General features: G+C 38.4%; 25 protein-coding genes. 10 read left to right on the forward strand and 15 right to left on the reverse strand.

Features of this window, described 5'->3' with window-relative positions; genetic code table 11:
* Window positions 1-363: 363 nt before the first annotated feature.
* The 10 genes from accC to pdxA form a co-directional block, all read right to left on the reverse strand.
* Entirely contained in the window at window positions 364-1,704 is a 1,341-nt protein-coding gene (accC, locus tag AC1DNH_RS06250; protein WP_029274147.1) for an acetyl-CoA carboxylase biotin carboxylase subunit, read from the reverse strand.
* Window positions 1,705-1,810: 106 nt separating this feature from the next.
* The gene (gene accB / locus AC1DNH_RS06255) at window positions 1,811-2,287 is read right to left on the reverse strand and encodes an acetyl-CoA carboxylase biotin carboxyl carrier protein (RefSeq protein ID WP_477578221.1); all 477 of its coding nucleotides are present in this window, start codon (window positions 2,285-2,287) and stop codon (window positions 1,811-1,813) included.
* Between the two features lie 161 nt (window positions 2,288-2,448).
* Window positions 2,449-3,447, reverse strand: a complete 999-nt coding sequence (locus AC1DNH_RS06260) for a beta-ketoacyl-ACP synthase III (protein ID WP_029274149.1) — start codon at window positions 3,445-3,447, stop codon at window positions 2,449-2,451.
* Window positions 3,448-3,465: 18 nt separating this feature from the next.
* Complete coding sequence (plsX, locus tag AC1DNH_RS06265) at window positions 3,466-4,404, reverse strand: phosphate acyltransferase PlsX (protein WP_029274150.1); 939 nt, start codon at window positions 4,402-4,404, stop codon at window positions 3,466-3,468.
* A 101-nt stretch (window positions 4,405-4,505) separates the two neighbouring features.
* The gene (gene rpmF, locus AC1DNH_RS06270; protein WP_025143959.1) at window positions 4,506-4,697 is read right to left on the reverse strand and encodes a 50S ribosomal protein L32; all 192 of its coding nucleotides are present in this window, start codon (window positions 4,695-4,697) and stop codon (window positions 4,506-4,508) included.
* A gap of 15 nt (window positions 4,698-4,712) precedes the next feature.
* Window positions 4,713-5,243 carry a YceD family protein gene (locus tag AC1DNH_RS06275; protein WP_477607903.1) on the reverse strand — a complete coding sequence of 177 codons (531 nt, stop codon included), beginning with the start codon at window positions 5,241-5,243 and terminating at the stop codon, window positions 4,713-4,715.
* A 243-nt stretch (window positions 5,244-5,486) separates the two neighbouring features.
* Window positions 5,487-6,329, reverse strand: coding sequence for a sulfurtransferase (locus AC1DNH_RS06280; protein WP_477578217.1), 843 nt, complete (start codon window positions 6,327-6,329; stop codon window positions 5,487-5,489).
* 12 nt (window positions 6,330-6,341) lie between these two features.
* The gene (locus AC1DNH_RS06285) at window positions 6,342-6,917 is read right to left on the reverse strand and encodes a hypothetical protein (RefSeq protein ID WP_477578215.1); all 576 of its coding nucleotides are present in this window, start codon (window positions 6,915-6,917) and stop codon (window positions 6,342-6,344) included.
* Between the two features lie 53 nt (window positions 6,918-6,970).
* On the reverse strand, window positions 6,971-8,152 hold the full coding sequence (locus AC1DNH_RS06290; protein WP_477578213.1) for an MFS transporter: 1,182 nt from the start codon (window positions 8,150-8,152) through the stop codon (window positions 6,971-6,973).
* Window positions 8,153-8,393: 241 nt separating this feature from the next.
* Complete coding sequence (gene pdxA / locus AC1DNH_RS06295; protein WP_477607905.1) at window positions 8,394-9,473, reverse strand: 4-hydroxythreonine-4-phosphate dehydrogenase PdxA; 1,080 nt, start codon at window positions 9,471-9,473, stop codon at window positions 8,394-8,396.
* 173 nt (window positions 9,474-9,646) lie between these two features.
* Between pdxA and rsmA the strand changes: the two genes are divergently transcribed.
* From rsmA to AC1DNH_RS06310, 3 genes are all read left to right on the forward strand, one after another.
* Window positions 9,647-10,432: a 16S rRNA (adenine(1518)-N(6)/adenine(1519)-N(6))-dimethyltransferase RsmA gene (gene rsmA / locus AC1DNH_RS06300; protein ID WP_477578209.1), complete on the forward strand. Its 786-nt coding sequence runs from the start codon at window positions 9,647-9,649 to the stop codon at window positions 10,430-10,432.
* 140 nt (window positions 10,433-10,572) lie between these two features.
* Entirely contained in the window at window positions 10,573-10,845 is a 273-nt protein-coding gene (locus AC1DNH_RS06305) for a hypothetical protein (RefSeq protein ID WP_477578207.1), read from the forward strand.
* Between the two features lie 110 nt (window positions 10,846-10,955).
* Window positions 10,956-11,555 carry a thioredoxin family protein gene (locus AC1DNH_RS06310; protein ID WP_477578205.1) on the forward strand — a complete coding sequence of 200 codons (600 nt, stop codon included), beginning with the start codon at window positions 10,956-10,958 and terminating at the stop codon, window positions 11,553-11,555.
* Between the two features lie 113 nt (window positions 11,556-11,668).
* On the opposite strand, the gene AC1DNH_RS06315 is transcribed toward AC1DNH_RS06310, so the two are convergent.
* Window positions 11,669-11,950, reverse strand: coding sequence for an ATP-dependent Clp protease adaptor ClpS (locus AC1DNH_RS06315; RefSeq protein WP_029274160.1), 282 nt, complete (start codon window positions 11,948-11,950; stop codon window positions 11,669-11,671).
* Window positions 11,951-12,105: 155 nt separating this feature from the next.
* Here AC1DNH_RS06315 and AC1DNH_RS06320 point away from each other — a divergent pair, with 155 nt between their 5' ends.
* The gene (locus tag AC1DNH_RS06320) at window positions 12,106-13,152 is read left to right on the forward strand and encodes a 3-oxoacyl-ACP synthase III family protein (RefSeq protein ID WP_477578202.1); all 1,047 of its coding nucleotides are present in this window, start codon (window positions 12,106-12,108) and stop codon (window positions 13,150-13,152) included.
* A 250-nt stretch (window positions 13,153-13,402) separates the two neighbouring features.
* Here AC1DNH_RS06320 and AC1DNH_RS06325 read toward each other — a convergent pair whose 3' ends face one another.
* On the reverse strand, window positions 13,403-15,856 hold the full coding sequence (locus tag AC1DNH_RS06325) for a hypothetical protein (protein WP_477578200.1): 2,454 nt from the start codon (window positions 15,854-15,856) through the stop codon (window positions 13,403-13,405).
* Entirely contained in the window at window positions 15,822-16,796 is a 975-nt protein-coding gene (locus tag AC1DNH_RS06330) for a hypothetical protein (protein ID WP_477578198.1), read from the reverse strand. The genes AC1DNH_RS06325 and AC1DNH_RS06330 overlap by 35 nt, the downstream gene beginning before the upstream one ends.
* Window positions 16,797-16,877: 81 nt before the next feature.
* Between AC1DNH_RS06330 and dtd the strand changes: the two genes are divergently transcribed.
* The 3 genes from dtd (at window position 16,878) to AC1DNH_RS06345 (ending at window position 19,278) form a co-directional block, all read left to right on the forward strand.
* Window positions 16,878-17,330, forward strand: coding sequence for a D-aminoacyl-tRNA deacylase (gene dtd / locus AC1DNH_RS06335; RefSeq protein ID WP_477578197.1), 453 nt, complete (start codon window positions 16,878-16,880; stop codon window positions 17,328-17,330).
* A gap of 90 nt (window positions 17,331-17,420) precedes the next feature.
* Entirely contained in the window at window positions 17,421-18,962 is a 1,542-nt protein-coding gene (locus tag AC1DNH_RS06340; RefSeq protein ID WP_477578195.1) for a glycosyltransferase family 39 protein, read from the forward strand.
* Window positions 18,952-19,278, forward strand: a complete 327-nt coding sequence (locus tag AC1DNH_RS06345) for a nucleotide pyrophosphohydrolase (RefSeq protein ID WP_230144398.1) — start codon at window positions 18,952-18,954, stop codon at window positions 19,276-19,278. Before AC1DNH_RS06340 ends, AC1DNH_RS06345 begins: the two co-directional genes overlap by 11 nt.
* A 157-nt stretch (window positions 19,279-19,435) precedes the next feature.
* On the opposite strand, the gene AC1DNH_RS06350 is transcribed toward AC1DNH_RS06345, so the two are convergent.
* Window positions 19,436-19,738, reverse strand: a complete 303-nt coding sequence (locus tag AC1DNH_RS06350; protein ID WP_230144399.1) for a DUF4286 family protein — start codon at window positions 19,736-19,738, stop codon at window positions 19,436-19,438.
* Between the two features lie 108 nt (window positions 19,739-19,846).
* On the opposite strand from AC1DNH_RS06350, the gene AC1DNH_RS06355 reads away from it, so the two are divergent.
* Window positions 19,847-20,110, forward strand: coding sequence for a hypothetical protein (locus AC1DNH_RS06355; protein WP_477578194.1), 264 nt, complete (start codon window positions 19,847-19,849; stop codon window positions 20,108-20,110).
* Window positions 20,111-20,127: 17 nt separating this feature from the next.
* Window positions 20,128-20,700, forward strand: coding sequence for a GNAT family N-acetyltransferase (locus AC1DNH_RS06360; RefSeq protein WP_477578193.1), 573 nt, complete (start codon window positions 20,128-20,130; stop codon window positions 20,698-20,700).
* An 83-nt stretch (window positions 20,701-20,783) separates the two neighbouring features.
* On the opposite strand, the gene AC1DNH_RS06365 is transcribed toward AC1DNH_RS06360, so the two are convergent.
* Complete coding sequence (locus AC1DNH_RS06365) at window positions 20,784-22,607, reverse strand: tetratricopeptide repeat protein (protein ID WP_477578191.1); 1,824 nt, start codon at window positions 22,605-22,607, stop codon at window positions 20,784-20,786.
* A gap of 228 nt (window positions 22,608-22,835) precedes the next feature.
* Between AC1DNH_RS06365 and AC1DNH_RS06370 the strand changes: the two genes are divergently transcribed.
* Complete coding sequence (locus AC1DNH_RS06370; RefSeq protein WP_477578189.1) at window positions 22,836-24,719, forward strand: S9 family peptidase; 1,884 nt, start codon at window positions 22,836-22,838, stop codon at window positions 24,717-24,719.
* Window positions 24,720-24,721: the final 2 nt, after the last annotated feature.

Consider the following 24,721-nt stretch of genomic DNA (forward strand, 5'->3'; position numbering starts at 1 on the left):
TGGAGTGTTTGGTTATTAAACGTAAGGAATTAATCAAACGCTACAGCATCGGACTTAAATATTAATTATCAACCTGAACTCGATTAATAACATGCTTTTAAAGATCTTCTGTAGATATTTTCAACTCACCGTCGTCACCCTGAATTTATTTCAGGGTCTATCTAGCAGGAAAGATGCTGAAACAAGTTCAGCATGACGATCGCGTTAGAAAAAGAGACTAAAATTGATCACAATGGGTAAATATTAATCGAACTAAGGTTATTAGGTATTTATCCGATCGTAACTGAAATCTAAAACAATAAAAAAGGCTATCCAAATTATTTGAATAGCCTCCTTGTGTCATTAAGTATAGAAATACTTTTACTATTCTGAAAACTCAAACGTTTCCATAAATTTCGTAGTGAAATTTCCTGCCCTAAAGTTCGGATCTTTCATCAATTGAAGATGGAATGGAATAGTTGTTTTTACACCTTCAATTACAAATTCGCCTAACGCACGCTCCATGGTACAGATTGCCTCTTCGCGTGTTTGTGCCACACAGATTAATTTAGCAATCATAGAATCGTAGTTAGAAGGAATTGAATATCCTGCATAAACGTGCGTATCAACGCGAACACCATGGCCACCCGGAGAGTGGAAATTGGTGATCCGCCCTGGTGACGGACGGAAGTTATTTGCTGGATCTTCTGCATTGATACGGCACTCGATTGCGTGCATATCAGGGAAGTAATTTTTACCCGAAATTGGAATTCCGGCAGCAACTTTAATCTGTTCTTTGATTAAATCGAAGTTGATTACTTCTTCAGTAACCGGATGCTCTACCTGGATACGGGTGTTCATTTCCATAAAGTAGAAGTTACGGTGTTTATCAACCAGGAATTCGATTGTACCAGCACCTTCGTAATTTACGGCCATTGCACCTTTAATAGCTGCTTCTCCCATTCTTACACGGAGTTCATCTGTCATAAAAGGAGAGGGAGATTCCTCTACCAATTTCTGGTGACGGCGTTGAATAGAACAATCGCGCTCTGATAAGTGACATGCTTTGCCAAACTGATCTCCGATAATCTGGATCTCGATGTGACGTGGATCTTCGATATATTTTTCTAAATATAAACCATCGTTACCGAAAGCTGCACCAGATTCCTGACGGGCACTATCCCATGCATTTTCGAAATCTTCGTCTTTCCAAACTACCCGCATACCACGGCCACCACCACCGGCGGTTGCTTTTAGAATAACAGGGTAGCCCATTTCATTCGCAATTGCAATACCTTCTTTAACGCTGGTAAGTAAACCTTCAGATCCTGGAATGGTTGGTACACCGGCAATTTTCATGGTTTCTTTTGCAGAGGCTTTATCGCCCATGCCATTGATCTGCTCTGGAGTTGCACCAATAAATTTGATGTTGTACTCGCGGCAGATGTTAGAAAACTTAGCATTTTCTGATAAGAAACCATAACCTGGGTGTATGGCATCGGCATTGGTTAATTCTGCTGCCGAGATAATATTTGGAATATTTAAATATGAATCTTTACTAGGAGGGGGGCCAATACAAACAGCCTCATCAGCAAAACGTACGTGTAAACTTTCGCGATCTGCGGTAGAGTAAACAGCAACCGTTTTGATGCCCATTTCCTTACAGGTACGGATAATACGCAAAGCGATTTCACCCCTGTTGGCAATTAGTATTTTTTTAAACATAATTTTCTACGTTTCGTCTCTGTTTTAAAATAATCGTCATGCTGAATTTATTTCAGCATCCATTTAAAAAGAAGACCCTGAAATAAATTCAGGGTGACGTCAATCTTTAAATAGGTTCTACTAAAAATAACGGTTGATCGTATTCTACCGGTGATGCATTATCAACCAAGATTTTAACGATACGGCCAGAAACTTCGCTTTCAATCTCGTTGAAAAGTTTCATTGCCTCGATAATACAAACTACTTTACCAGTGCTAATTTCGTCGCCAACATTAACAAACATTGGCTTGTCTGGGCTAGCTGAACGGTAGAACGTACCGATCATTGGCGATTTAATAGTAATGTATTTTGAAGTGTCTTCTGCAGCCGGTACAGCAGGTGTTGCTGCATTTGGAGCAGTAGGAGCTGTAGCAACAGGGGCAGCAGCCTGTACAAGCGGAGCCTGTGGTACGGTAGCATGCACAATTGTTGGTGCTTGGTTTGTTTTGATCGTGATTTTGAAGTCTTCTTGCTCAATAGCAACTTCATTTACTCCAGAACGAGAAACAAATTTAATCAGTTCCTGTATTTGTTTGATATCCATTTTTTAGGCTAGTTATGTAAAAAATAGTGTTTATTGAATTAACTAAGTTATACTTTTTTTGTTTTATTTTTTTAAGGATGGTTGATAGTTTTTTAGTTGATGGCTCATAGCCAATCGACCATAAACCATTAGCTATAAGCTATTGACCATAAGACTTCTGACTAGTTAGTGTCGTAAGCCCATTTAAGGTATACCGAACCCCAGGTAAAACCACCACCAAATGCAGCTAAAACGATGTTATCGCCTTTTTTCAGTCTGCTTTCCCATTCCCATAAACATAAAGGAATTGTTCCGTTGGTTGTATTTCCGTAACGTTCAATGTTGATCATTACTTTATCGGTGGTAACGCCCATGCGGTTTGCAGTGGCATCGATAATGCGTTTGTTGGCCTGGTGAGGTACTAACCATGCAACATCATCAGCAGTTAAGCCGTTGCGTTCCATAATTTCGGCAGCAACGTCGGCCATATTGGTTACGGCAAACTTAAATACTGTTGGGCCTTCCTGGTGCGCAAAATGTAGTCTTGCGTCTACAGTTTCGTGTGTTGCCGGCATAACCGAACCACCTGCTTTCATGCCCAGGAAATCTCTTCCCGAACCATCTGTTCTCAAGATAGAATCCTGAATACCGAAACCTTCTTCATTTGGCTCTAATAAAGCACAACCGCAACCATCACCAAAAATGATACAGGTTGTACGGTCTTCGTAATTGATGATTGATGACATTTTATCGCCGCCAACAACTAAAACTTTCTTGTGTCTTCCTGACTCGATAAATGATGCACCGGTAGAAAGCCCGAAAATAAAGCCAGAGCAAGCGGCCTGTAAATCGTAACCCCAGGCATTTGTAGCACCTATTTTATCAGCTAAAACGTTTGCTGTTGCAGGGAATGTAAAATCTGGAGTAGTGGTGCAAAAGATAATCAGTTCAATTTCTTTTGCATCAATTCCCCTCTTTTTAAGTAAACCATTTACGGCATGAACAGCCATATCGGAAGTACCTAAACCTTCTCCCTTTAAAATTCTACGTTCTTTAATTCCCGTTCTGCTGGTAATCCATTCATCCGAAGTGTCAACAATGGTTTCTAACTCTGCGTTTGTAAGCACATAGTCGGGAACGTAACCATTTACTGCTGTAATAGCAGCGTGAATTTTACTCATTTTAAGAATTTTAATAAATTATTTAAATGCCATTCTAATTTTTTCTACCAATCCTGTAGTGATCATTTCTCTGGATTGTAGAACCATATTTTTAACAGCTAACGGACTTGAAATTCCATGTCCGATAACAACGGGAGCGTTAACGCCTAGAACCGGACTTCCACCGTATTGTTCATAATTAAAACGATCGAAGAACTCATCTTTAAGTCCCTTTTTGATGGTAAGTACGTAAAACGATTCTGCTAATTTTAGCATTATATTTCCGGTAAAACCATCGCACACAATTACATCGGCTTTATCATTAAATAAATCCCTTCCTTCCACATTGCCAACAAAGTTGAAAAGGTTGGTTTCTTTCATTAACGGGAAAGTAGCCATGCTTAGCATATTTCCTTTCTCATCTTCTTCGCCAATATTTATCAGGGCAACTTTCGGATCATTTATCTGCAAAAGATTTTCTGCATATAAGCTGCCTAAAACACCAAATTGTAATAAAATATCGGGTTTGCAGTCGGCATTAGCACCTACATCTAACAGCAAGCCAGTACCACCTTTAATTTTTGGAAGAATTGTACATAAACAAGGGCGGATAATGCCCGGAATGGTTTTAACGCTAAAAACTGCGCCAACCAACATGGCTCCAGAGTTACCAGCACTTGCGAAAGAATCGATTTTGCCTTCTTTTAAAAGGTTAAAACCAACTGCTATGCTCGAATTTGGTTTCTGAACGATTGCTTTGGTGGGATGTTCGCCCATACCAATTACTTCATCAGTATGAACGTATTCAAAATGATCTGGATTAAAACCTTCTTCTGCAAGAATGGGTTTAATCTGTTCGGTATCGCCAATAAGAACTAAATGCTCTCCAGCGTTAAGCGATTGATGAGCAGCTATTGCTCCCAAAACAATTGCTTTGGGAGCATAGTCTCCGCCCATTATGTCGAGGCCTATTTTCATAGAAAAAATCTGTTTGTGTTAAGTCAGGTGTAATCCTGAATTTTTCAGTTGACTAAGGTATGACTAAAGCCGCTGAAAACACAAACAATTTTTTAAGAAAATTACCCTATCTGAGTATTTTCGATAACCAGTTTGCCGTTGTAGTATAAGTTACCATCAACGTTGTAAGCACGGTGAGGTACGTGAATAGCACCTGTTGCCGAGCATGTTGCTAAAGAAGGAGTAACAGCTTTATAGTGTGTTCTTCTTTTATTTTTTCTCTGTTTCGAGATTTTCCGTTTTGGATGTGCCATTGGTGTATAATCTAATTATTTTTTTAACTTATTAAGGGCTTCCCAACGTGGGTCGCTTGTTTGTTCATTTTCTTCAGCCTGCTTTTGGATAGATAACTGATTTAAGCGATCAATCATCTCCTGATCGCAATCTTTACCTGCCTGCTCGCAGTTTTTGATATAAGGTACGGCTACGTTAATCATTTCGTATAAAGGGCCCGATATATCAATCTCGGTATCTTTACGGCTTAGCGAAATAATTTCTTCATCATCGCTTTCCATCTCGGCCTCTGCAAATTTTACGATCTGTCTTTCGTATAGATTTACCGGTAATGAAAACTCAGATAAACATTTATCGCAATCTAAATTAACCGTACCAATAACTTTGAATTTTAGAAGCAACATGGTCTCTTGTTTCTCAAGCTCCAGGTCTACTTTTAATTTTCCGCTTTTAATTAACGAATACTCAAATGCATTAAAAAAGTGGTCATCAAGCTCATAATCAAACTGATGAGTTCCCAATTTTAATCCGGTAAACGGTAATGAAAATTGTTTTAGTGGGTTCAAAGTACTGTAAAATTTTAGCCTGCAAATGTAGGGATAAAATAATTAGATTAAAAATGTTTTTTAAAAATTGTTGATGTTAATCGAACAGGTTTTCAGAATGTTAATCGAAATACTGAAAGACCTTACACGTTTCTTGTTAGTCGGGATTTGTGATCCCGACTTAGAATAAAGAATTTTTACTCATTAAGTGGATGGTAAATCCACCGTCCATTGAGTCGAGATTGCAAATCTCGACCAACGAAATTATTGATTAGCCAAAACCATTTCCTTATTATTCCTGCTCCATTCGCTCCAGGAACCAACATAAAGCTTAGGGATTGGTAAACCTGCATAATCCATAGCCAGTAGCGTATGGCAGGCGGTAATGCCCGAGCCACAGTGTACAATTACGTTTTCGGGTTTAACGTGGGCCAAAGCTTCAGCATATTTTTCTTTCAATATTTCTGGGGCCAGGAAAGCACCCGTAGCATCCAAATTTTCGGTATATGGAATATTTGTCGCACCAGGGATGTGCCCTGCAATTAAATCGATAGGTTCAGTAAGGCCTGCAAAACGATTGGCATCGCGCACGTCAATCACAATGTAATCGTCGGTTTTGGCAACTTTTTCTACCTCATTGATATCTGATAACGGTAAGTTCCATGCTGTGATTTCGTATTTTTCGACAGATTTTGGGATTTCTACTTTATCTGTAGTCGGGAAGCCTGCTTTAATGGCCGCCTGGAAGCCTCCATCAATTACCTGTACTTTTTCATGACCGATTGCTTTTAGTATCCACCACAGCCTCGCAGCTGCGTTACCGCCGTTTTTATCATCGTAAACAATCACATGGCTATCTTTTGTGATACCAAGTTGCTGTAAAACGGCAGAAAACTGCTCGAATGTTGGTAAGGGATGCCTTCCGCCAATGGCAAAATCGCCAATGTTGGCTAAATCGTTATTTACATCAGCAAAGAGCGCACCAGCAAGGTGTTGCTCGTCATATCTTGCTTTTGATCCGGCACTGGCATCGATAATTACGATTTCATCGTCTTGGTTTAACCAGGTTAATTCTGCTGGTTTTATAATGGGTGGTAAATTATTCATATTTCAATTTTATTATCCGTAATCAAACCATATTGCATTTGCGCCATTGGCTTTTGCATATTCTAAAAATCTTCTGAAATTTCGAAGGTCCTGACCAAAATTATTGCCAATGTAACCTTCACCTTTATCGAGATTAAAATCGGTAAAATAGTAATCATTATCCAGGGTGTCTGTCTCATGGCTATCCAATTTATCATTTAGCGTGCCTAGCTGTGAAAGCTTTTGGATCAAGGTTTCGATCGTTTCCAGTACCTTATTTATATTGCCATCTATTTTTTTTCTATTATTTGCGATCTGCTCAAGAACTTTTTTCTTATCGTTTTCGGTTTCTGCAAAAGACAGACGAAAATCAACCTCCATTTCGTTCCAGTATTGCTCCATTTCATATAAAACTGAAATATCTGTTTCTGTTAGCCTACTTATCTGGTCGAGTTCGGTTTCTTCTTCAATAACATTCCTCCGCGACATCAGGTTGCAAAAGGTTCTGCTTAAACTATGCTGGTTAAAAAAATCTACCTGGTTATCTGTGTTTTTCAAACGGGATATTTCTTCTGAATTATCGGTAATGAGATGAATGTCGAGCCCCATGGTATATTTTGTGATTCAATTTTTTGCAATATAAGAGATTTTGGAAATCGGGCCTAATGCGATTTTTTGCTGATAAGTGCCCATAGCCCCAAAACTGGGCCAACAGCTAAAGCCATATAAAGATAATGCGAATTCATTTCTTTAGCCAAAAGATTAATCACCTGGATGCTAATAATCGTAATGGCAAAGCCGATACAGTTTACCAGTGTTAACGAAGTTCCCCGCAGGCTTTGGGGCGCATGTTTGGCGATTAAAGAAGAAAACAAGGGTGAATCGGCCGTGCCAGACAAGCCCCAGCAAAATAAAAATAGAAGAAAAGGATATACCGAGCCGCAGAATAGGAAAAGCGGCGAGAGCAGGCAGCATAACCCCGAAATGGAAAGCGCAATGGTGGCAATCCGTTTTGCACCAAATTTTTGTGAGAGCAAACCGCCGATCATGCAAGACAGACCTCCTGATGCGATAATTAAGAACGAAAAAAGCGGTATATTTAAAGTTGCAGGTGCATGTTTAGTGTTGTAAAGCAGCAGCATGCCGGGTAAAAAAGCCCAAAAGGTATAGAGTTCCCACATGTGCCCGAAATAGCCGAAAGCAGCAGATCGAAAATCAGGATTTTTAAAGCCATTAAAACAAGAGCGGAAATCGAATTTCTGCCCGGCAGTTCTAAATGGACCGTTTGGCACAAGCCATAAAATAGCAATTGCACCAATCAGAGATAAGCCCGAAGTAGCAAAGATTACATATTGCCAATTAAAATTTGCTGTAAATGTTTTTAATAAATGAGGGAAGGCAGTACCAAAGACCAGAGCACCAACTAAAAAACCTAACGATTTCCCTAGCCCGTCTTTAAAGTAATCAGATGCTATTTTCATGCCGACAGGGTAAATTCCAGCCAACATAAAACCGGTTAAAAAGCGAAAAAGCAACAATAAACAGACATCGGATAGTTCTAAACAAATGCCCAGATTAAACAAAGCGGCTGCAATTCCACAAATAAAGAACACTTTTGAGGGTGAAAAAATATCGGAAATGGCAAAAAAAGCGAAAACTAATGTTCCGCTGATGAAACCGAACTGTACCATGCTGGTGAGGTTGGCCAGCAGGTTTGTTTCTGTTGGAAAACTTTTAACAATATCTGGTAATACTGCATTGCCAGCAAACCACAACGATGTACAGAGAAACTGTGCAATAACAATTGTGGGGAGAATGTAATTGGGTTTTTTAGTGCCGTTCATTTTGAATTTGATGCACAATTTTACCTAAAATAAACCTGATAGTAGTGGAAATACTTTTTGATATGGTGCTTCGACAAGCTCAGCATGACAATCACAAAAAGATTGGAACGCATAGCAGGACTTTCGGGACCTATGAAACACAAGACCATGTTTTGCGAAAAAAAAATATTGACCACCTAAACTGCCTTAGTAGATCTGAGTTTAATAAACTTTGGTCTTTCAGCTCTAGTCTTTCTACCTTTTAAGAAGCATCATCTTTAATGTCAAACTGCGTTTCAACCACTTTTCCACCTGTACGCAACTGATTGCCCAACATTTCTTCTTGCTCCCTACGGTTTTTTACAATATGGATAGCCGAAAACAATGCTTCAGTGAAAGAAGTAGAATCAGCCAGGTCTTTACCCGCAATATCGTAGCCCGTTCCATGATCGGGAGAGGTGCGCACGAAGTTTAAACCAGCGGTATAATTTACGCCATTATGGAAAGCTAATGTTTTAAAAGGAATTAAGCCCTGATCATGGTACATAGCCAAAACGGCATCAAACTGTTTGTAGCTACCATTGCCGAAAAAGCCATCAGCAGGGTATGGCCCAAAACAAACAATACCTTTATCGTAGGCTTCCTGAATGGCCGGTGTAATAATTTCAGCCTCTTCGGTACCCAATAAACCATTATCGCTCGCATGTGGGTTTAAGCCTAAAACGGCAATTTTTGGTTTTTCGATCCAAAAATCTTTTTTAAGGCTTTCGTTAATCAGCTTTAATTTACTGATAATTTTCTCTTTTGTAATCGAGGTTGGAACATCTTTCACCGGAATGTGGCCAGTAACTACACCCACACGTAAATTTTCGCTGATCAAAAACATCAGCACATCTTTACTACCACTTTTTTCCTGCAGGTATTCGGTATGGCCCGGAAAAGCAAAAGTTTCTGATTGAATGTTATGTTTATTGATCGGAGCGGTAACCAGTGCATCGATATCGCCGTTTACCAGATCGGCTGTTGCGCGCTCAAGTGATAAAAGTGCATATTTTCCACCTGTTGGCGTTACCTGTCCCAATTCGATTTTCACATCCTCTTCCCAGCAATTAATCATGTTTGCTTTTTTTGGCTGTGCCTGGTTGGCATGGCTAACTACGTTAAAACTGAAATCGCCCAGGTTATTTGCTTTTCTATGAAAAGATGAAACCTTGGTATGGCCATAAACAATCGGTGTACAATAATTTAAAATGGCAGGATTGGATAATGTTTTAATGATTACCTCTAAACCTATGCCGTTTACGTCGCCTATACTGATGCCAATTTTAAGTTTATCGCTCATAATTACTGGAAAATTTTAGCGCAAATTACTGATTTTCGTTTAAAGACTTTAAAAAAAATGAAACCTCAAAGAACAGAGATTGATTCGCAAAGAAATAATAAGCCTATCTTTGCGTCCATAGCGCCGAATCTTAGCACCTCTTTGTGGTTAAAATATTCGATTAATTTTAAGGTATGAGTTTAGTAAAAGCGAAAAAACATTTAGGCCAACATTTTTTAACCGATAAAGGCATTGCCAACCGCATTGTAGAGGCATTGGTAAACACCGATAAATACAATCAGGTTTTAGAGGTAGGGCCAGGGATGGGAATCTTATCTGATTTTTTGCTGCAGCGTAAAGACTTAGAAACTTATCTTATTGATATTGATACCGAATCTTTCCACTTTTTAAATGAAAAATATCCTCAGCTTGGCGATCGGTTGATTAATGGCGATTTTTTGAAACTCGATTTCGATGCTATTTTTCCAGGTCAGTTTGCCATTATTGGTAATTTTCCATACAATATCTCATCACAGATTTTATTTAAGATTTTAGATAACCGCAACAAGGTTGTAGAAATGGTTGGGATGTTTCAGAAAGAAGTTGCCCAACGTTGTGCTTCACCTGCTGGAAGTAAGGATTATGGAATTCTGAGCGTATTTCTTCAGGCCTATTATAAAATCGAATACCTATTTACGGTTAAGCCGGGTACATTTAATCCACCGCCAAAAGTACACTCGGCAGTAATCCGTTTAACCAGAAATGAAGTGGAGACCTTAGACTGCGATGAAAAATTATTCTGGCGGGTGGTTAAGGCAGGTTTTAACCAGCGGAGAAAAACTTTACGTAATGCTGTTTCGGCGGTGATGCCTAAAGATAAAATGGACGACCATATCTACTTCGAGAAACGTGCCGAGCAGTTAACCGTGGCTGATTTCGTGGCCTTAACACAGCATGTGACTAAGTTGATGCAACCTTAAGCCTTAATTTTTCGTCTATCTTGAATAAATTAAAGAATGATATGAAAAATCAAATCACTATCTCTTTTAGTATCCTTTTATTATCTATAATAATGGTTGGTTGTTCAGTGTTACATATGGACCCCAAGTCGTTATACATCATGAAACCTTTAGCTCCAAGCACAAAACTATCAATATATCTGGAGGACAGATCTGCATTTGATATGGATATCCAGAATACTTCAAAAGATACTTTAATACTCAAAAGGGCAAATCAGAAAGATCAGGTAATAGTCAATAATAAGATTTCGATAGCGGTAGATCCTAAAGTTGATATTGAGATATTAAATGTTTCCAGGAAAGAGATTGAGCCTACAGTTCGGATATATAATCATAAGTCAAAAGTTATTAATGAGGTAAGTGACATTAAATAAGCACTAAAAATCTGATTTTTCTACTACATGTTGTTACATCAAATTGCAAAGTAATGATCATTCTTATCTAATTTCTCCTTTCCTTTGCGCTGTATTTTTAAGGAAATCTTATGATAAATTATCGCGAAATTTTTGAGGAACAAGGCATTGACTATTTAACCTATCGTGCATTGATTGATCAACTTCTGTTAGAGGGAAAGGCTACCGGTGATGTAACTTACGATTTGCACTATACTAAAATGAATGTGCAAAGGATGAGTCGTGTGGATAAAACAGTTAGCTTAACCGATGAGTTGACTTCAACCATTGATCATCTTAAAGAAAATTATAAATTTTTAGTGATTACCGAAGGCTGGTGTGGCGATGCTGCCCAGATTGTTCCGGTGTTCAATAAAATCGCAACTGCATCATTAGGTAAAATTGATCTGAAATTTGTTTTACGCGATAAAAACCTCCCGTTAATTGATGCGCATTTAACCAATGGTGGAAGAGCTATTCCGGTTTTAATTGTGTTAAATGAATCAGCAGACCAAGTTTTAGGAACCTGGGGGCCAAGGCCACAAATTTTGCAGGAGCTTTTAAAAGAGTGGAGAAAAGAAAGCACTGAAATGCCAATTTTGGCAGAAAAACTTCACGGCTGGTACGCTAAAGATAAAACGCAGACGACACAAGCCGGATTAAATGAACTTTTGAAGGGGCTAAAGTTATAATCTTATAATTTCATTTTAGGCGGTCGTCACCCTGAACTTGTTTCAGGGTCTATCTAAAGATGCTGAAACAAGTTCAGCATGACGATTCGTAGAAAAAATCTTACTTCGTAAATTTAATCAACAGAAACAGTTAATCCCTCTTGCTGTAAAATTTTGCGGTAAACTTCCATCTCGGTAAATGATCCTTCCAAAACTGGGCATTTTCCATCATTATGCACTTTCCAGGCAATTTTCTCAGCCTGCGATTCGTTATAATCTAGATATTTCATCATGCAGTAAATCACATGATCGAAAGTATTGATATCATCATTCCACAAAATAAGGCGATGTACGGTTTTTAGGGAAGTTAAAATTTCTTCGAGCGTAAAGGTCTCTTCTTTGGTTTCTGTAGACATGGCGCAAAAATAAACAATAATTTAGAAGATTTGAGCTATTAGACCTGAGATATTAGATTTTAGGATATTGCGATGAAATCTCACGTCTCAAATCGCAGCTCTCATATCTTTTTTAATTAACTAACTTTGTTTAACCAAATTATAATAACACGAGTATGCACCAGTCTAAAATAGCCGGAATAGGTTACTACGTTCCGAAAAATGTATATACCAACGATGATTTAAGCCGTTTTATGGATACCAACGATGCGTGGATCCAGGAACGTACCGGTATTAAAGAGCGCCGTTTTGCCGATCGTAACGAGGAAACCACTACCACAATGGGTATTGAGGCAGCCAAAATCGCGATCGAAAGGGCTGGTATTACCGTTAAGGATGTCGATTTTATCGTTTTTGCCACCTTAAGCCCCGATTATTATTTCCCGGGTTGTGGCGTACTACTGCAACGCGAAATGGGCATGGGCGAAATTGGTGCTTTAGATATCCGCAACCAATGTTCGGGCTTTGTTTATGCACTTTCTGTGGCCGATCAGTTTGTGAAAACAGGTATGTATAAAAATGTGCTGGTAGTGGGAAGCGAGAAACATTCGTTCGCGATGGATTTCGAAACCCGTAGCCGTAATGTATCGGTGATTTTTGGCGATGGTGCTGGCGCTGTTGTATTACAGCCTACAGATGAACCCGGAAAAGGGATTTTAAGTACACATTTGCATAGCGATGGTGCCGATGCCGAAATCCTGGCCATGTATTATCCAGGTTCTCATGCCAATAAATGGTTGAAAGATAAACCTGCCTATCCTGAACAGGAGCTTGGTGGCTTATTTATGACGCAGGAAATTTTGGATAGCGGTGCCGCTTTACCTTATATGGATGGGCCATCGGTTTTCAAAAAAGCGGTGGTAAAATTTCCTGAAGTAATTAAAGAGGCTTTGGCTGCAAATAATTTAACAGAGAAAGATATTGATATGTTGGTGCCACATCAGGCAAATCTGCGTATTAGCCAGTATGTGCAGCAGTTGTTGGGTTTAAATGATGATCAGGTTTTTAATAACATCCAGAAATATGGCAATACTACAGCAGCTTCTGTTCCTATTGCCTTGTGCGAAGCTTGGGAAGCAGGCAAAATTAAAGGTGGCGATCTGGTTTGCCTTGCCGCATTCGGATCGGGTTTTACCTGGGCCAGCGCGTTGATTAGGTGGTAGGTTTAGGGTTTAGTTAAAATAACCAAGCAAATTAATATAAAATAGACTGTTTTCTCATTAATATAGATTCGTCATTTCGAGCGAAGTGCAACGAAGTGGAGAACCCGAAGGCTCAGCGAAGCTAAATCTGTTAAAATAGATAAGTGTTGTACTGCAAAGTTTCACTGTTTTATACCATTAAGGAGTTAAGGGCATTAAGGTTTTATCGCATGGTTCCTAACTACCTTAACTTCTTAATGGTCAAACGTGCTTATTGCGTTTTTGGCTTAATAAAATCTCCTAAATAACTACACTCGCCCGCCGCAACAGCATAAAAAGGCGTTTTGCCATAGCTAAACCTTAATTCTTTAAGATAAGGGTTGTTGTAATTTGCCTTGATGAAGTTTCTCCATTTCACATCCTTTTTATCATAATAATAAAATGATAACGGGTTTGCATTCATGATGATCTGTTTCTGTAAACATTTAGCCAACATAAATGTACATTTTGCTTTAAAATCAGCATTGGTACTTAATGCTCTGGCTTTTAAATACCAGGCTTTTGCCGTTTGCGCTTTTTTATAATCGCCATCGTATACATATTTTGCTGGGTTGCTGTTGTCGTATGATGACCAGTCGTAACTGATTAAAAACCAGCTGTTGCCGTAGTAGCCGGTTTGGTAAACTGCATTGGCCATTTTATAATAGTAAAGCGCAGCATTCTTTTTATCACTGATGGTTAATTTCTGCAAGCGGAGCATTTCAGCTGCAAAAGCTTTTTTGGTAATTGATGTTTTCGCTGTTACATATTTTTTTGGATAATCGTTTATCGTTTCGATGAAAGGATTAGCATAAAGTTTAGCGTTGGCTTCATCAGCGTACCAGTTATCGGGGTTAAAATATTTGTAACCTGGCGAAACCTTTGCAAACATTTGAACGGCCTTATCATATTGATGTGTGCGTAAATAAGTTGTGCCAAAAAGTTCATAAAAATCATCGTTTTTGAGCTGGTTTAAAGCCGAAGCCAACAAAGCGGTAACATCATTGCCTGTTGCCCTGGTTTTATAAACAGCTAAGCCCTGCATGCTTTTCGGACTTAAGTTTTTCTGCCAAAAAGCAATACTTTGATAACTCATGTTCTGGAAAAGTGAATTCTCTTTTAACGTTTTGTATTCCAGGTCGCCTTTAACCATTGCTAATGCCGCTTTCGCAGTATCGCCCATACTCAAATAAGCTGGAGCCAATATTTGCTGATAAAAATTTCTGGTCGTTCTGCTAAAGCGTTTGCTGGCACGATCTGTATCATAATAATATGGTCCTTTTGGTTGCTCGCTGTTCTCTGCAAAACGTTTTTCGTCAAGCCATTTTAAGGTCGGTAATAAATCGTTCTCATTAAAAGGGTTTCCTTTTTTGATGTTTTTCGCCTTGATCAATAAATCGGTAATGCGGTATTGGTCGCGTAATCTTTCTGGTAGTTTATCTGGTTTTAGGATTGCAAGGTAATTTGTCGCCAGAAAATCTTTGTTCTCCATCCACGATAAATAAGCTGCGGTTAAAGTGCCTAGCTCAGGCTGCGGATATTTTTTTTCGGTTGCCAGTTTTACCGCAAAATTCCTGATTTCATTCAGTTGTTTAAGATTGACGGCTTTTAGACTGTCTTTATATTTAGAATTGCCATTATCCGAAAAATAATAATTATAGCCAATTTTGGCAATATCGTTCGCCTCGATAAGATCTTGCTCTAATTTATTTACTTCACGTACCAGCAGCGTGCCGTTAAGCTGGCTTTTTGGTTCGTACTGATAAACTTTATTCAGACTTTCTATACCCGAATCAGCATCTCCAAACCCGTTTATCGCCCAGATATTGGCTTTCTCGTTATTGGTTTTGGCATATTTTAGCGCCCCGTTAACTGGCGAGCTGGTGTAATAATAATTTTTATATGCCTGTACTCTTCGCTCTGGGTTGCTTGCAAAAACCTTCGAGAATAAAAAGGCAGATTCTTCAGGATTTCCCAACCTACGGGTCGATCCGGCATAGAGTGCTAATGCCCAGCCCTTAACCGCACTGTTTACCTTACTGGTTTTGATATACTTTTCGTAGGTCGATTTGCTTTCGGCGTGCAATCCTGCAAAATGAAACATCCGTTCAGCTTGGTAAGCGTAACGCAGTTTAAGAAAATCGTCTTTCTCTGCTTCTGTTAATTTTAGACCTTCTTGGGCTTTTGAACCCATGGCAGTCGTATCACGGGGATTAGGATCCCAAAGACTAAAATCCACATTGGCCAAAGGTTCACAGCTTTTGGCGAATTGATAATACTTTAGTGATTCTTTGCGTTTGCTTAACGCCTTGATAAAACTATTCTGTTGTAAGCTATCGGGTAATTGTGATGCGTTACCATCAAAATTAACGAGTTTTATGTCAGTTGCACTATCTGTTTTGTACATTACTTTTAGCACATCTTCTTTTTTAACATTGAGGTATTTTGCCCATTCACGACTATTGATATCTGGCTCGCTTTCTATATCCGTTTCGCTGTTGAGGTATACCATCTGGTTGTAGGCGAACGGAGAATATTCATCCCCTTCTATGTTGTTGTGGAAATAAGAAATGTAATAATCGTAAGGATCTATCTCACCGCCACAGGCAAGATTTACGGCAATTTCGCCGAAAAAAGTAATCAGGAATACACTAAAAATTAGCGATAACTTTTTGAACGTCTTCATTAGTAAAATGTTTTAAAAGGTCGGTGTCTAAATGGTAAAAAACGAGGTTCCGGTCTCTAGGGCTTAAATATCGGGATAAAAATTTAGAGGTCGAAAGTAAATCTTCAGTGGAAATCTGTTCCCACCTTACCACATCTCCTTTTTTTAACCCAGCTGCAGAATAATCAACCAAAAGATCATAAAGAATCGAATTTCCCCTCTGTTTAAAAAGTTTTTTATCCCCGATCTGGGTTTTGCCTATTCGTTTGGAGATACCCGCATATTGCCCGTTCCTGAATACCACTGCCCATTCGAAAATGGGTAAGGCCACATCAAGTGGTAAGGGATATTGTTCCAGGAAATCTTTTAAGTAGAGATCCATTTCGTGCTGATCCAGTATGGAATTTTGTTCACCATATTTACGCAGGTTACCCATATTATAACACATTAAAATGGCCTTTTCTACAGGAGGTACGCCGCTTGATACGATGTTTTTAACCTGATGCAACCGCAAGGTTACCGAAATGGTTTTTCCCTTTAAAAGCGGATTCGCCTTTAATTGTTCGAGAAATTTAAAATACCTGTTTCTGGTGCCTTTGGTCCAATCACAATCAATCTGTAATTCCATATAATTTTGCTTTCCTGCCTGTTTTACCTTTGCGGCTACAAATTTAACAATGCGATCTGCCATAACCGCTGTTTGCATGGTGTCAATCTTGTTAAAAACCTCGTTAACGATAAACACAACGGGGATAATGTCGATCTGTTTAGGTAGGGGATCTGAAAATTTAATCGGCGAAATAGGTACAGGTAGCTGCAGATCTGGATTAAAATCTACATCCATAATCCGCATGTACAAAGATTTAGATTTAAATTGATCAAGATAACTGGTTTCTTCCTTTTTGTTCTGATAATCCGTTTTCCAATAATAAAAAGTAGGGTGAACAATTGATTTTTGCATACACCCAAGGAAGAGAAACACAGAAATCACTAAAATACTTATCTTGCGCATATCAATTTTATTGAGCAAAAGTAGTATAAAATGCGAGCAGTTTTACAAAGAGTTACACAGGCAAGTTGCACAGTTGATGGTGAGGTTACGGGAGCGATTGATACCGGATTTTTAGTGTTGTTAGGCATAGAAGATGCCGATGCTTTAGAGGATTTGGATTGGTTAGCACAGAAAATTATCGGTATGCGTGTTTTTGGAGATGAAAACGGAATGATGAATAAAGCACTTGCCGATGTGAGCGGAGATATTTTATTGATCAGTCAGTTTACCTTATTTGCATCTACCAAAAAAGGAAACCGTCCAGGTTTTACAAGGGCAGCACGACCAGATGTGGCGATTCCACTTTACGAGAAAATGATTGAAAAGCTATCGGCTTTATTGGGTAAAAAAGTAAAAACCGGAATTTTTGGTGCTGATATGAAAATCGCACTTTTAAACGATGGACCAGTTACAATTTTGATTGATACAAAAGATAAGGAATAATTAAATTTAAACAATAGCGGCGTAACTTATTAAGTCTTTTTTTGTCAAAAAACAATATTAATTTATTTCCAAAATTTAACCTAAGCTAATATGAAGGGTAAAAATCCGAACCAGCTAGCGGAGTACAGTTGTCTTGTGTTTTTTCTGATTTTAAAGTTAGTGTTATCTTTTGTATTGGTCAATTCAGTTTACGAATTGCACCGTGATGAATTTCTGCATTTAGATCAGGCAAACCACCTCGCTGCGGGTTTCACCTCTGTTCCGCCGTTAACCTCGCTATTTTCATGGCTTATTAAAGCTTTTGGCAATGGATATTTCGTGGTAAAGCTTGTTCCTGCGTTATTAGGCGCCTTCACCATATTGTACTGCTGGAAAATTGTCGGTTTTTTAAAGGGTAACTTACTGGCCAAATGCCTGGTTGCTGTAGCTTGCCTGTGTTCTGCCATGCTTAGGCTAAATACCCTTTACCAGCCCAATTCTTTCGATGTTTTGGCGTGGACAGCTATATTCTATTATCTGTTAAAATATTTCGATAAAAACGAAGCCAGATACCTGTATGCCTTTGCCATTTTTGTCGCTTTAGGTTTTTTAAATAAATACAACATCCTTTTTCTCATAATTGGTTTACTACCAGCTATACTCATTACATCAAAACGAAAAATATTTACCGATAAACATCTTTATCTGGCCATTTTACTGGCGCTTTTAATCATTTCGCCCAATGTAATCTGGCAGATTAACAATCACTTTCCGGTGCTCGCCCACATGAAACTTTTACAGGCAACTCAATTGGTTCATGTAAACCGGATTGATTTTTTTATCGGACAGTTCCTCTTTTTTATCAATTCGATCTTTATTCTTTTAGCAGGCATTGGCAGCCTGATTTTTTATAAGGATTTCAGCAAATACAGATGGATTATTCTCTCCTACCTGTTTACACTTATTGTATTTAGCTATTTTAAGGCAAAAGATTATTATGCATTAGGCTTATATCCGGTTTTACTGGCTTTTGGTGCGCATTATTTAAGTCGGGTTTTAGCAAAGAAATATGTACTAACGGGATTACTGTTTGCTTTTAATATTGGCTCATTCATTTATTTGATACCGCTTATTATGCCAGTTTATAGTCCTGATGAAATTGTAGCACATCATAAGAGATTTGAACGGGTAGGTGCCTTGCGATGGGAAGACGGGAGAAACCACCAGCTGCCACAAGATTATGCCGATATGCAGGGCTGGAAAGAATTGGCAACACTTGTTGATGTTGCTTACGGGAAGGTTAAAGATAAATCTACCGTATTGGTACGTGCCGATAATTATGGCCAAGCAGGTGCGATTAACTATTATTCAAAATATAAAAATATAAATGCGGTATCGTACAATGCCGATTATCTTTATTGGTTTAAAATGGATAAACCGATCAAGGATTTAATTATGATCACCGAATGGAACGATGAAGATCCTCAGCGTAAGAGAGAGCAGCCATTTTTTGTCAAGATTACCAAAATTGGGGAAATAAAAACACCTTATGTGAGAGAAGAAGGTGCAGGTGTGTTTTTGCTCGAAGGTGCCAATATCAAAGTGAGCAGCATTATAAAATCAGAAATAGAAGAAGAAAAACATGACCATTAACGAAGCACAGGAAACCGTAGACCATTGGATTAAAACCACAGGCATCCGCTATTTTAACGAACTCACTAATACCGCCATTTTGATGGAAGAGGTTGGAGAAGTAGCCCGTATTATGGCCCGTAAATACGGCGAGCAGTCATTTAAAAAAAGCGACGAAGAGGTAAACCTCGCCGATGAAATGGCCGACGTGATGTTCGTTTTAATCTGTCTGGCTAATCAAACAGGCATAAACCTTACCGATGCTTTAGAAAAGAACCTTGAAAAAAAGAGCATCCGCGATGCAGATAGGCACAAGAATAATGAGAAGCTTAAGTGAATTATTGAGTGATTGATTAGAAAAGAACCTTGAAAAAAAGAGCATCCGCGATGCAGATAGGCACAAGAATAATGAGAAGCTTAAGTGAATTATTGAGTGATTGAATTTTGACTGAGTGAATGAAGGGTATTTAATAGCATTCAATCATTCTTTTGGCTTAGCCAACGAACTCCATCAAACTCCTATATGCCACAAAGCGGTTTTTGTATCTTTCGTTTAGTTCAGCCTGTAAAGCAGGTGCAAATATTTCCTGGTATTTATTGTAATGATCTAATGTTTCGGCAACGTACTGTGCGCAATAGGTTACCCCTTCGTTCGGTGAGTCTACAACCTTTAATAAACGGTTGGAAATAAACATACCCGTAGCCATCACTTCAGGGATATGAACATCTTGCATCCACTGTAACCACTCTTCGGCTGCTGCATCATCAAGGATGAGCGTAACATTATATAAAAACATGGCACAAAGGTAAATAATATATAAATGTTAAAAAATTGATGATAATGGATTTTATTCTTTAAAGTGGTGTCAATCTGTTAAATTTGACGAATCCCATTGTTTTTAAGCATGATACGAACTAACGACTCTCAAAAAATAGACAATTCCACACGTAATTATATTTATACTGGGTACCTAACTGCAATTTTCGGCGGCATTTTAGGGCTGATGATTGGTTGGGATTTAATGAAGAAAAAGAGAACATTAAATACTGGCGAAAAGGTTTTTTCTTATTCACTAACCGATAGGCAGCATGGCGCCAGAATTTTAATTTTGGCAGCAATTTGCTTCGTTTTGTTGCTAACCTTAACTATTATTGCATTAGATGCCTAAGCCATCCATATCCAGAAATGATTGTCATTACCAAATCTTCTACTACAAAAGAGCTTGAAGGCATTCTTGAGCTTCAAAAGCAAAACTTAAAGAAAGATTTAACTCCAGAACAAATAAAAGAAGAAGGCTTTGTTACCGTTTCGCATTCGCTTGATGATCTGGAAAAGATGCATCGGCACGAACCCAACATTATTGCAAAAGATGAAGAATTGGTAGTGGCTTATGTGTTAGCAATGACTGAGGAATCTAAAAATGATATCCCAAGATTGGTTGAAATGTACGAAAGTTTCGATCACATGCAATATCACGGTAAATCCATTTCTTCTTATTCCTATATCGTTGTAGGGCAGGTGTGCGTTAGTCAGGCTTATCGTGGTAAAGGTTTGTTCGATCAATGTTATGGGGCTTATAAAGATTATTTTAAATCTAAATACGATTTCGCAATCACCGAAATTGCAAGCATCAATTTACGGTCAATGAATGCACATAAACGTATTGGTTTCGAGGTTATTCATACTTATACAGATCACAGCGCGGTAGAATGGAACGTTGTGGTTTGGGACTGGAAACGTTATAGCGTTTGGCGTTGAGGGTGTGGGGCAATTAACCAGTTACAACAATTAACCGATTAACCATTACGAACGCACTAATGACTAATGAACCATTGAACTAATCAAACTCCATCTCCGCGTAAATTCCTAAACCTTTTCCTGGCTTCGGCACTGAACATGCTCCCCGGGTAATCCGTAATAAGTTTCTGGAAATAGATTTTGGCCTGCGCAATGTCGTTCAATTTCTTTTCATAAAGATCGCCCAATGTAAAAAGTGCATCGTCTGTCCAAATCCCATCTTTAAAATCTTCAGTTACCTTTTTCAAGATATCGGCTGCCTTTTGGAAATCGTTGGCTTTGATGAGAATTCTTGCTTTACTCATCATTATCGCGTCGGTTAGGCTATTTTGTGGAAACGCTATCGCAATACTATCCATTTTTTTAACTGCTCGTTCAGGGAGGTTTCTGAATAAAAGCATCTCTGCATCGGCATACATTTTTAGTGCGTTGCTATCAGCAGGGGTTTGAATATTATCGTTAATCAGTAGACTCAGATTCAGCGCATCGTTTGCAATGAGTTGTGAAGTCGCAGCCTTTAAAACTAAGCATTGGCCATTGCTGTATTCGAAATTACCCTGATAAAAGGAAAGTTTTGCGCTCCTGAAGCGTGCTTCATTTCCTACGGGTTGCCCCTCAAATTGTTTGCTCACTTGCTCGTACACTAAAAAAGCTTCCCAGGGTTGGTTGGTTAAAATATAAATATCGCCTAAATCGAGTTTCAGTTGGCCTAACTCCTGATCGTTAATGCCAGGCATTTTTATGGCTTCTTCCAGTTCTTTTTCTGCACTACTGGGTTGATTTAAATAGTAAGCCTGCAAGTTTGCGAGTTTTTTTATCGCGAAAAGTGTGTTTCTGTTCTTGCCGTTTTCGTCCAGTAAGGCCTGATAATCTTTCGCTAACAGATCAAGGTCGGCTACTGTATATTTCCCGTTGGTGCGCAGGTTATACTTGGTATTGAGCATTTCTATTTTTGAAGGAAGATAATACTGGTTATCTTTTCCTTTAGTTAACAGGTAATCGTAAGCTTTAATCGCTGTTTCGTATGCGCCATTGTCAACAAATGTATAAATGGCATTAAACAAGGTACCTCCATCAGCTTTGGTGCGTTTATCGTATGCAATTAGTTGGCGCAGGGCCATATCAAATTCCTGTTGTTGAATATAGTTCCAGGTAAGTAACTGAATATAAATTTCGGCATCGGGCTCTTTCTGTATTTTCCTTAAAATGGCTGCCTGAAAGGTTTGGTAATCGTTTTTGTCCTCAAAAATAGATGCCAGTACGGCTTCAGCCTGCGGTAAAAGCTGCGGCATGGTGCCCATGGCATCAAGGTACTCTTGCATGAGCATGGGCTTATCCTTTTTAAAACGGTAGATATTTAATAGCTCAAAGGCAAAGAGTTGATCGTTGCCCAACAGTTTTCTTCCCTGCTTAAAAGTTTGAACCGCAAATTCATAATTTTCAAAACGATAAAAACTATTGGCTAAATTCCTGATCTTAAATTCATCTTTCGGAAGTTTATTAATAACATCGGTAAAAATCTTGTTTGCCGCTTGTACATCACCCTTCTCTTGATAAAGTTTGCCCAATGCTATTGGATAAACATCACCCTGTGGATTTTTTTTTATTTCCCTTTTAACCACTTTCTCCGCAACGTCATAACGCTTCAGTTTAACCAATGTATTAAAGTAAATGTCGAAATAGGCTTCGTTATTGGGTATGGCATAAAGTTTTTCCAGTAGCACAACTGCTTTTTCATAATCACCATCATTATAGTATTGAATGGCCAGGCTACTTTCATCAGGTGCAATCTGTTGATTGGGACGGAAGATTTGTGCGTTGGCCCAAAGAGATAGAAATAAGAATATGATGAAAAGCAAGCGGTTCATAAACCCTAAATTATAAGTTTTAAATGTAACATTTTAATACATCTTTAGCTAAAGCATCAATTGATATTAAACGTATTTTAAATGTTACCTGTATTTTATTTTGTAGGTATTTTATAAATACTAAATTGAACCACGACTTATTATTGATTGCATAAGTAACATTGTTGGTGTAAATCGCAGTTAAGTTGTTATGATACTTATTTTTGTCATCCCGTAAAGGATTTATTTATGCTAAAAAAGATTTTTCTATTGTTAATGGTTGCATTGATCTGGGCCTGTAAAGGCGCTAACAATGATACTATTCCTGTGGACGACTTTTTTAAAACGCAGGATAAAGCCTATTATCGCATTTCTCCGGACGGGAAAAGTCTTTCTTATTTAAAGCTTCATGATAAAAAACTTGATCTTTTTGTTGAAGATCTTGCTACTGGAAATAGTCTTCAGTTAACCCATTTGAATGGGAAGAATATTAGTTTTCATTTCTGGACCAGCAATAACGAGTTGATTTATTATACTGAAGATGAATCTAAAGAGCGTAAATCGGATATTTTCGTGATCAATAAAGATGGAAGCAAGCAGGTTCAGCTGAGTGCAAACGAGAAAAACAGGTTGAGGGTAATAGAAGATCAGTTGATTGATGATAAATACATTATTGTTGCATCCAATAAACGCGATTCGACAGTTTTCGATGTTTACCGCTTAAATGTTCGGAATGGTAAAATGGATATTGCAGCTAAAAACCCCGGCAATATTACCGAATGGATGACAGATAACAGAGGGGTGTTGAAAATTGCTGTAGCGAGTGATGGGGTGAACGAAACTTTAATGTACCGGGAAAACGAAAACCAGGCCTTTGCTCCGGTAATTACCAATAATTTCGAAACCACTTTACAGCCAGTTGCCTTCTCCGAAAGCCAACCTAATATACTTTATGTCATTTCAAATGTAAATAGGGATAAGAATGCACTAGTGGCACTCGATTTAAAAACTGGTAAAGAGAAACAAGTGCTTTTTGCAAACGATACCTTAAATGTAGTAGATGCAAAATATTCGCGACCACAAAAGAAAATGCTTTTTGTAACCTGCGAAACCTGGAAAAAGGAAAAATATTACCTGGATGACAGTACGAAGATTACCTATTCCAAAATAGATCGGCTTTTGCCAGGTACCGAATGGAAAATTATGGATAAAGATAAAATGGACAAGGTTTTTGTGGTAAGAACATTTACTGATAAAAATCCGGGTTCCTATTATCTCTATACCGTTAGCGAGAATAAACTTAAAAAACTAACTGATATTAGCCCATCTATTAAACAGGGCGATATGAGTGTCATGAAACCAATCTGTTTTAAAAGTTCGGATAATTTAACCATTAACGGTTATTTAACCTTACCCAAAAATAAAAAGGCTGTTAATTTGCCTGTAGTGGTTCTGCCACATAATGGCCCTGCAGGGAGAAATAGTTGGGGCTATAATGCAGAAGTTCAATTTTTGGCTAACCGTGGTTATGCTGTTTTGCAGGTAAACTATCGTGGGTCTACCGGCTATGGTAAATCTTTTTATGCCGCTGGTTTTAAGCAGTGGAGCGATAAAATCCAGGAAGACGTTAACGATGGTGTAAAATGGTTAATTGCCAAAAAAATTGCCAATCCTAAAAAAATCGCCATTTATGGCAATGGTTTTGGCGGTTATATTGCATTAAATTGTTTGTATAAAAATCCCGATCTTTATAAATGTGGTGGATCAAATTCAGGAGTAATCAATTTGTTTAGTTACCTGAAAACCATCCCACCGTTTTTAAAAGCGAATTTGCAGATGTATTATGAAATTGTTGGCAATCCGGTAACAGATACCGATTATATGCGGTTTGCATCACCTGTTTTCCATGCCGACCGGTTTAAAGCGCCTGTGTTTATAGCACAGAATCCTAAAGATCCTCGTGTTAATGTAGCGGAAGGTGTTCAGTTTATTAAAGAGCTGAAAAAACGGAATGTTCAGGTTACCTATATCGAAAAGGAAGAAGGTCCAAACCCTATAGTACGTCAACAAAGTAGAACTGCTCTGTACAAAGCATTAGAAGAATTTTTACAGGAAAATCTAGGTAAGAAATAGGG

It is taken from the genome of Pedobacter sp. 01N310, from assembly GCF_056399805.1.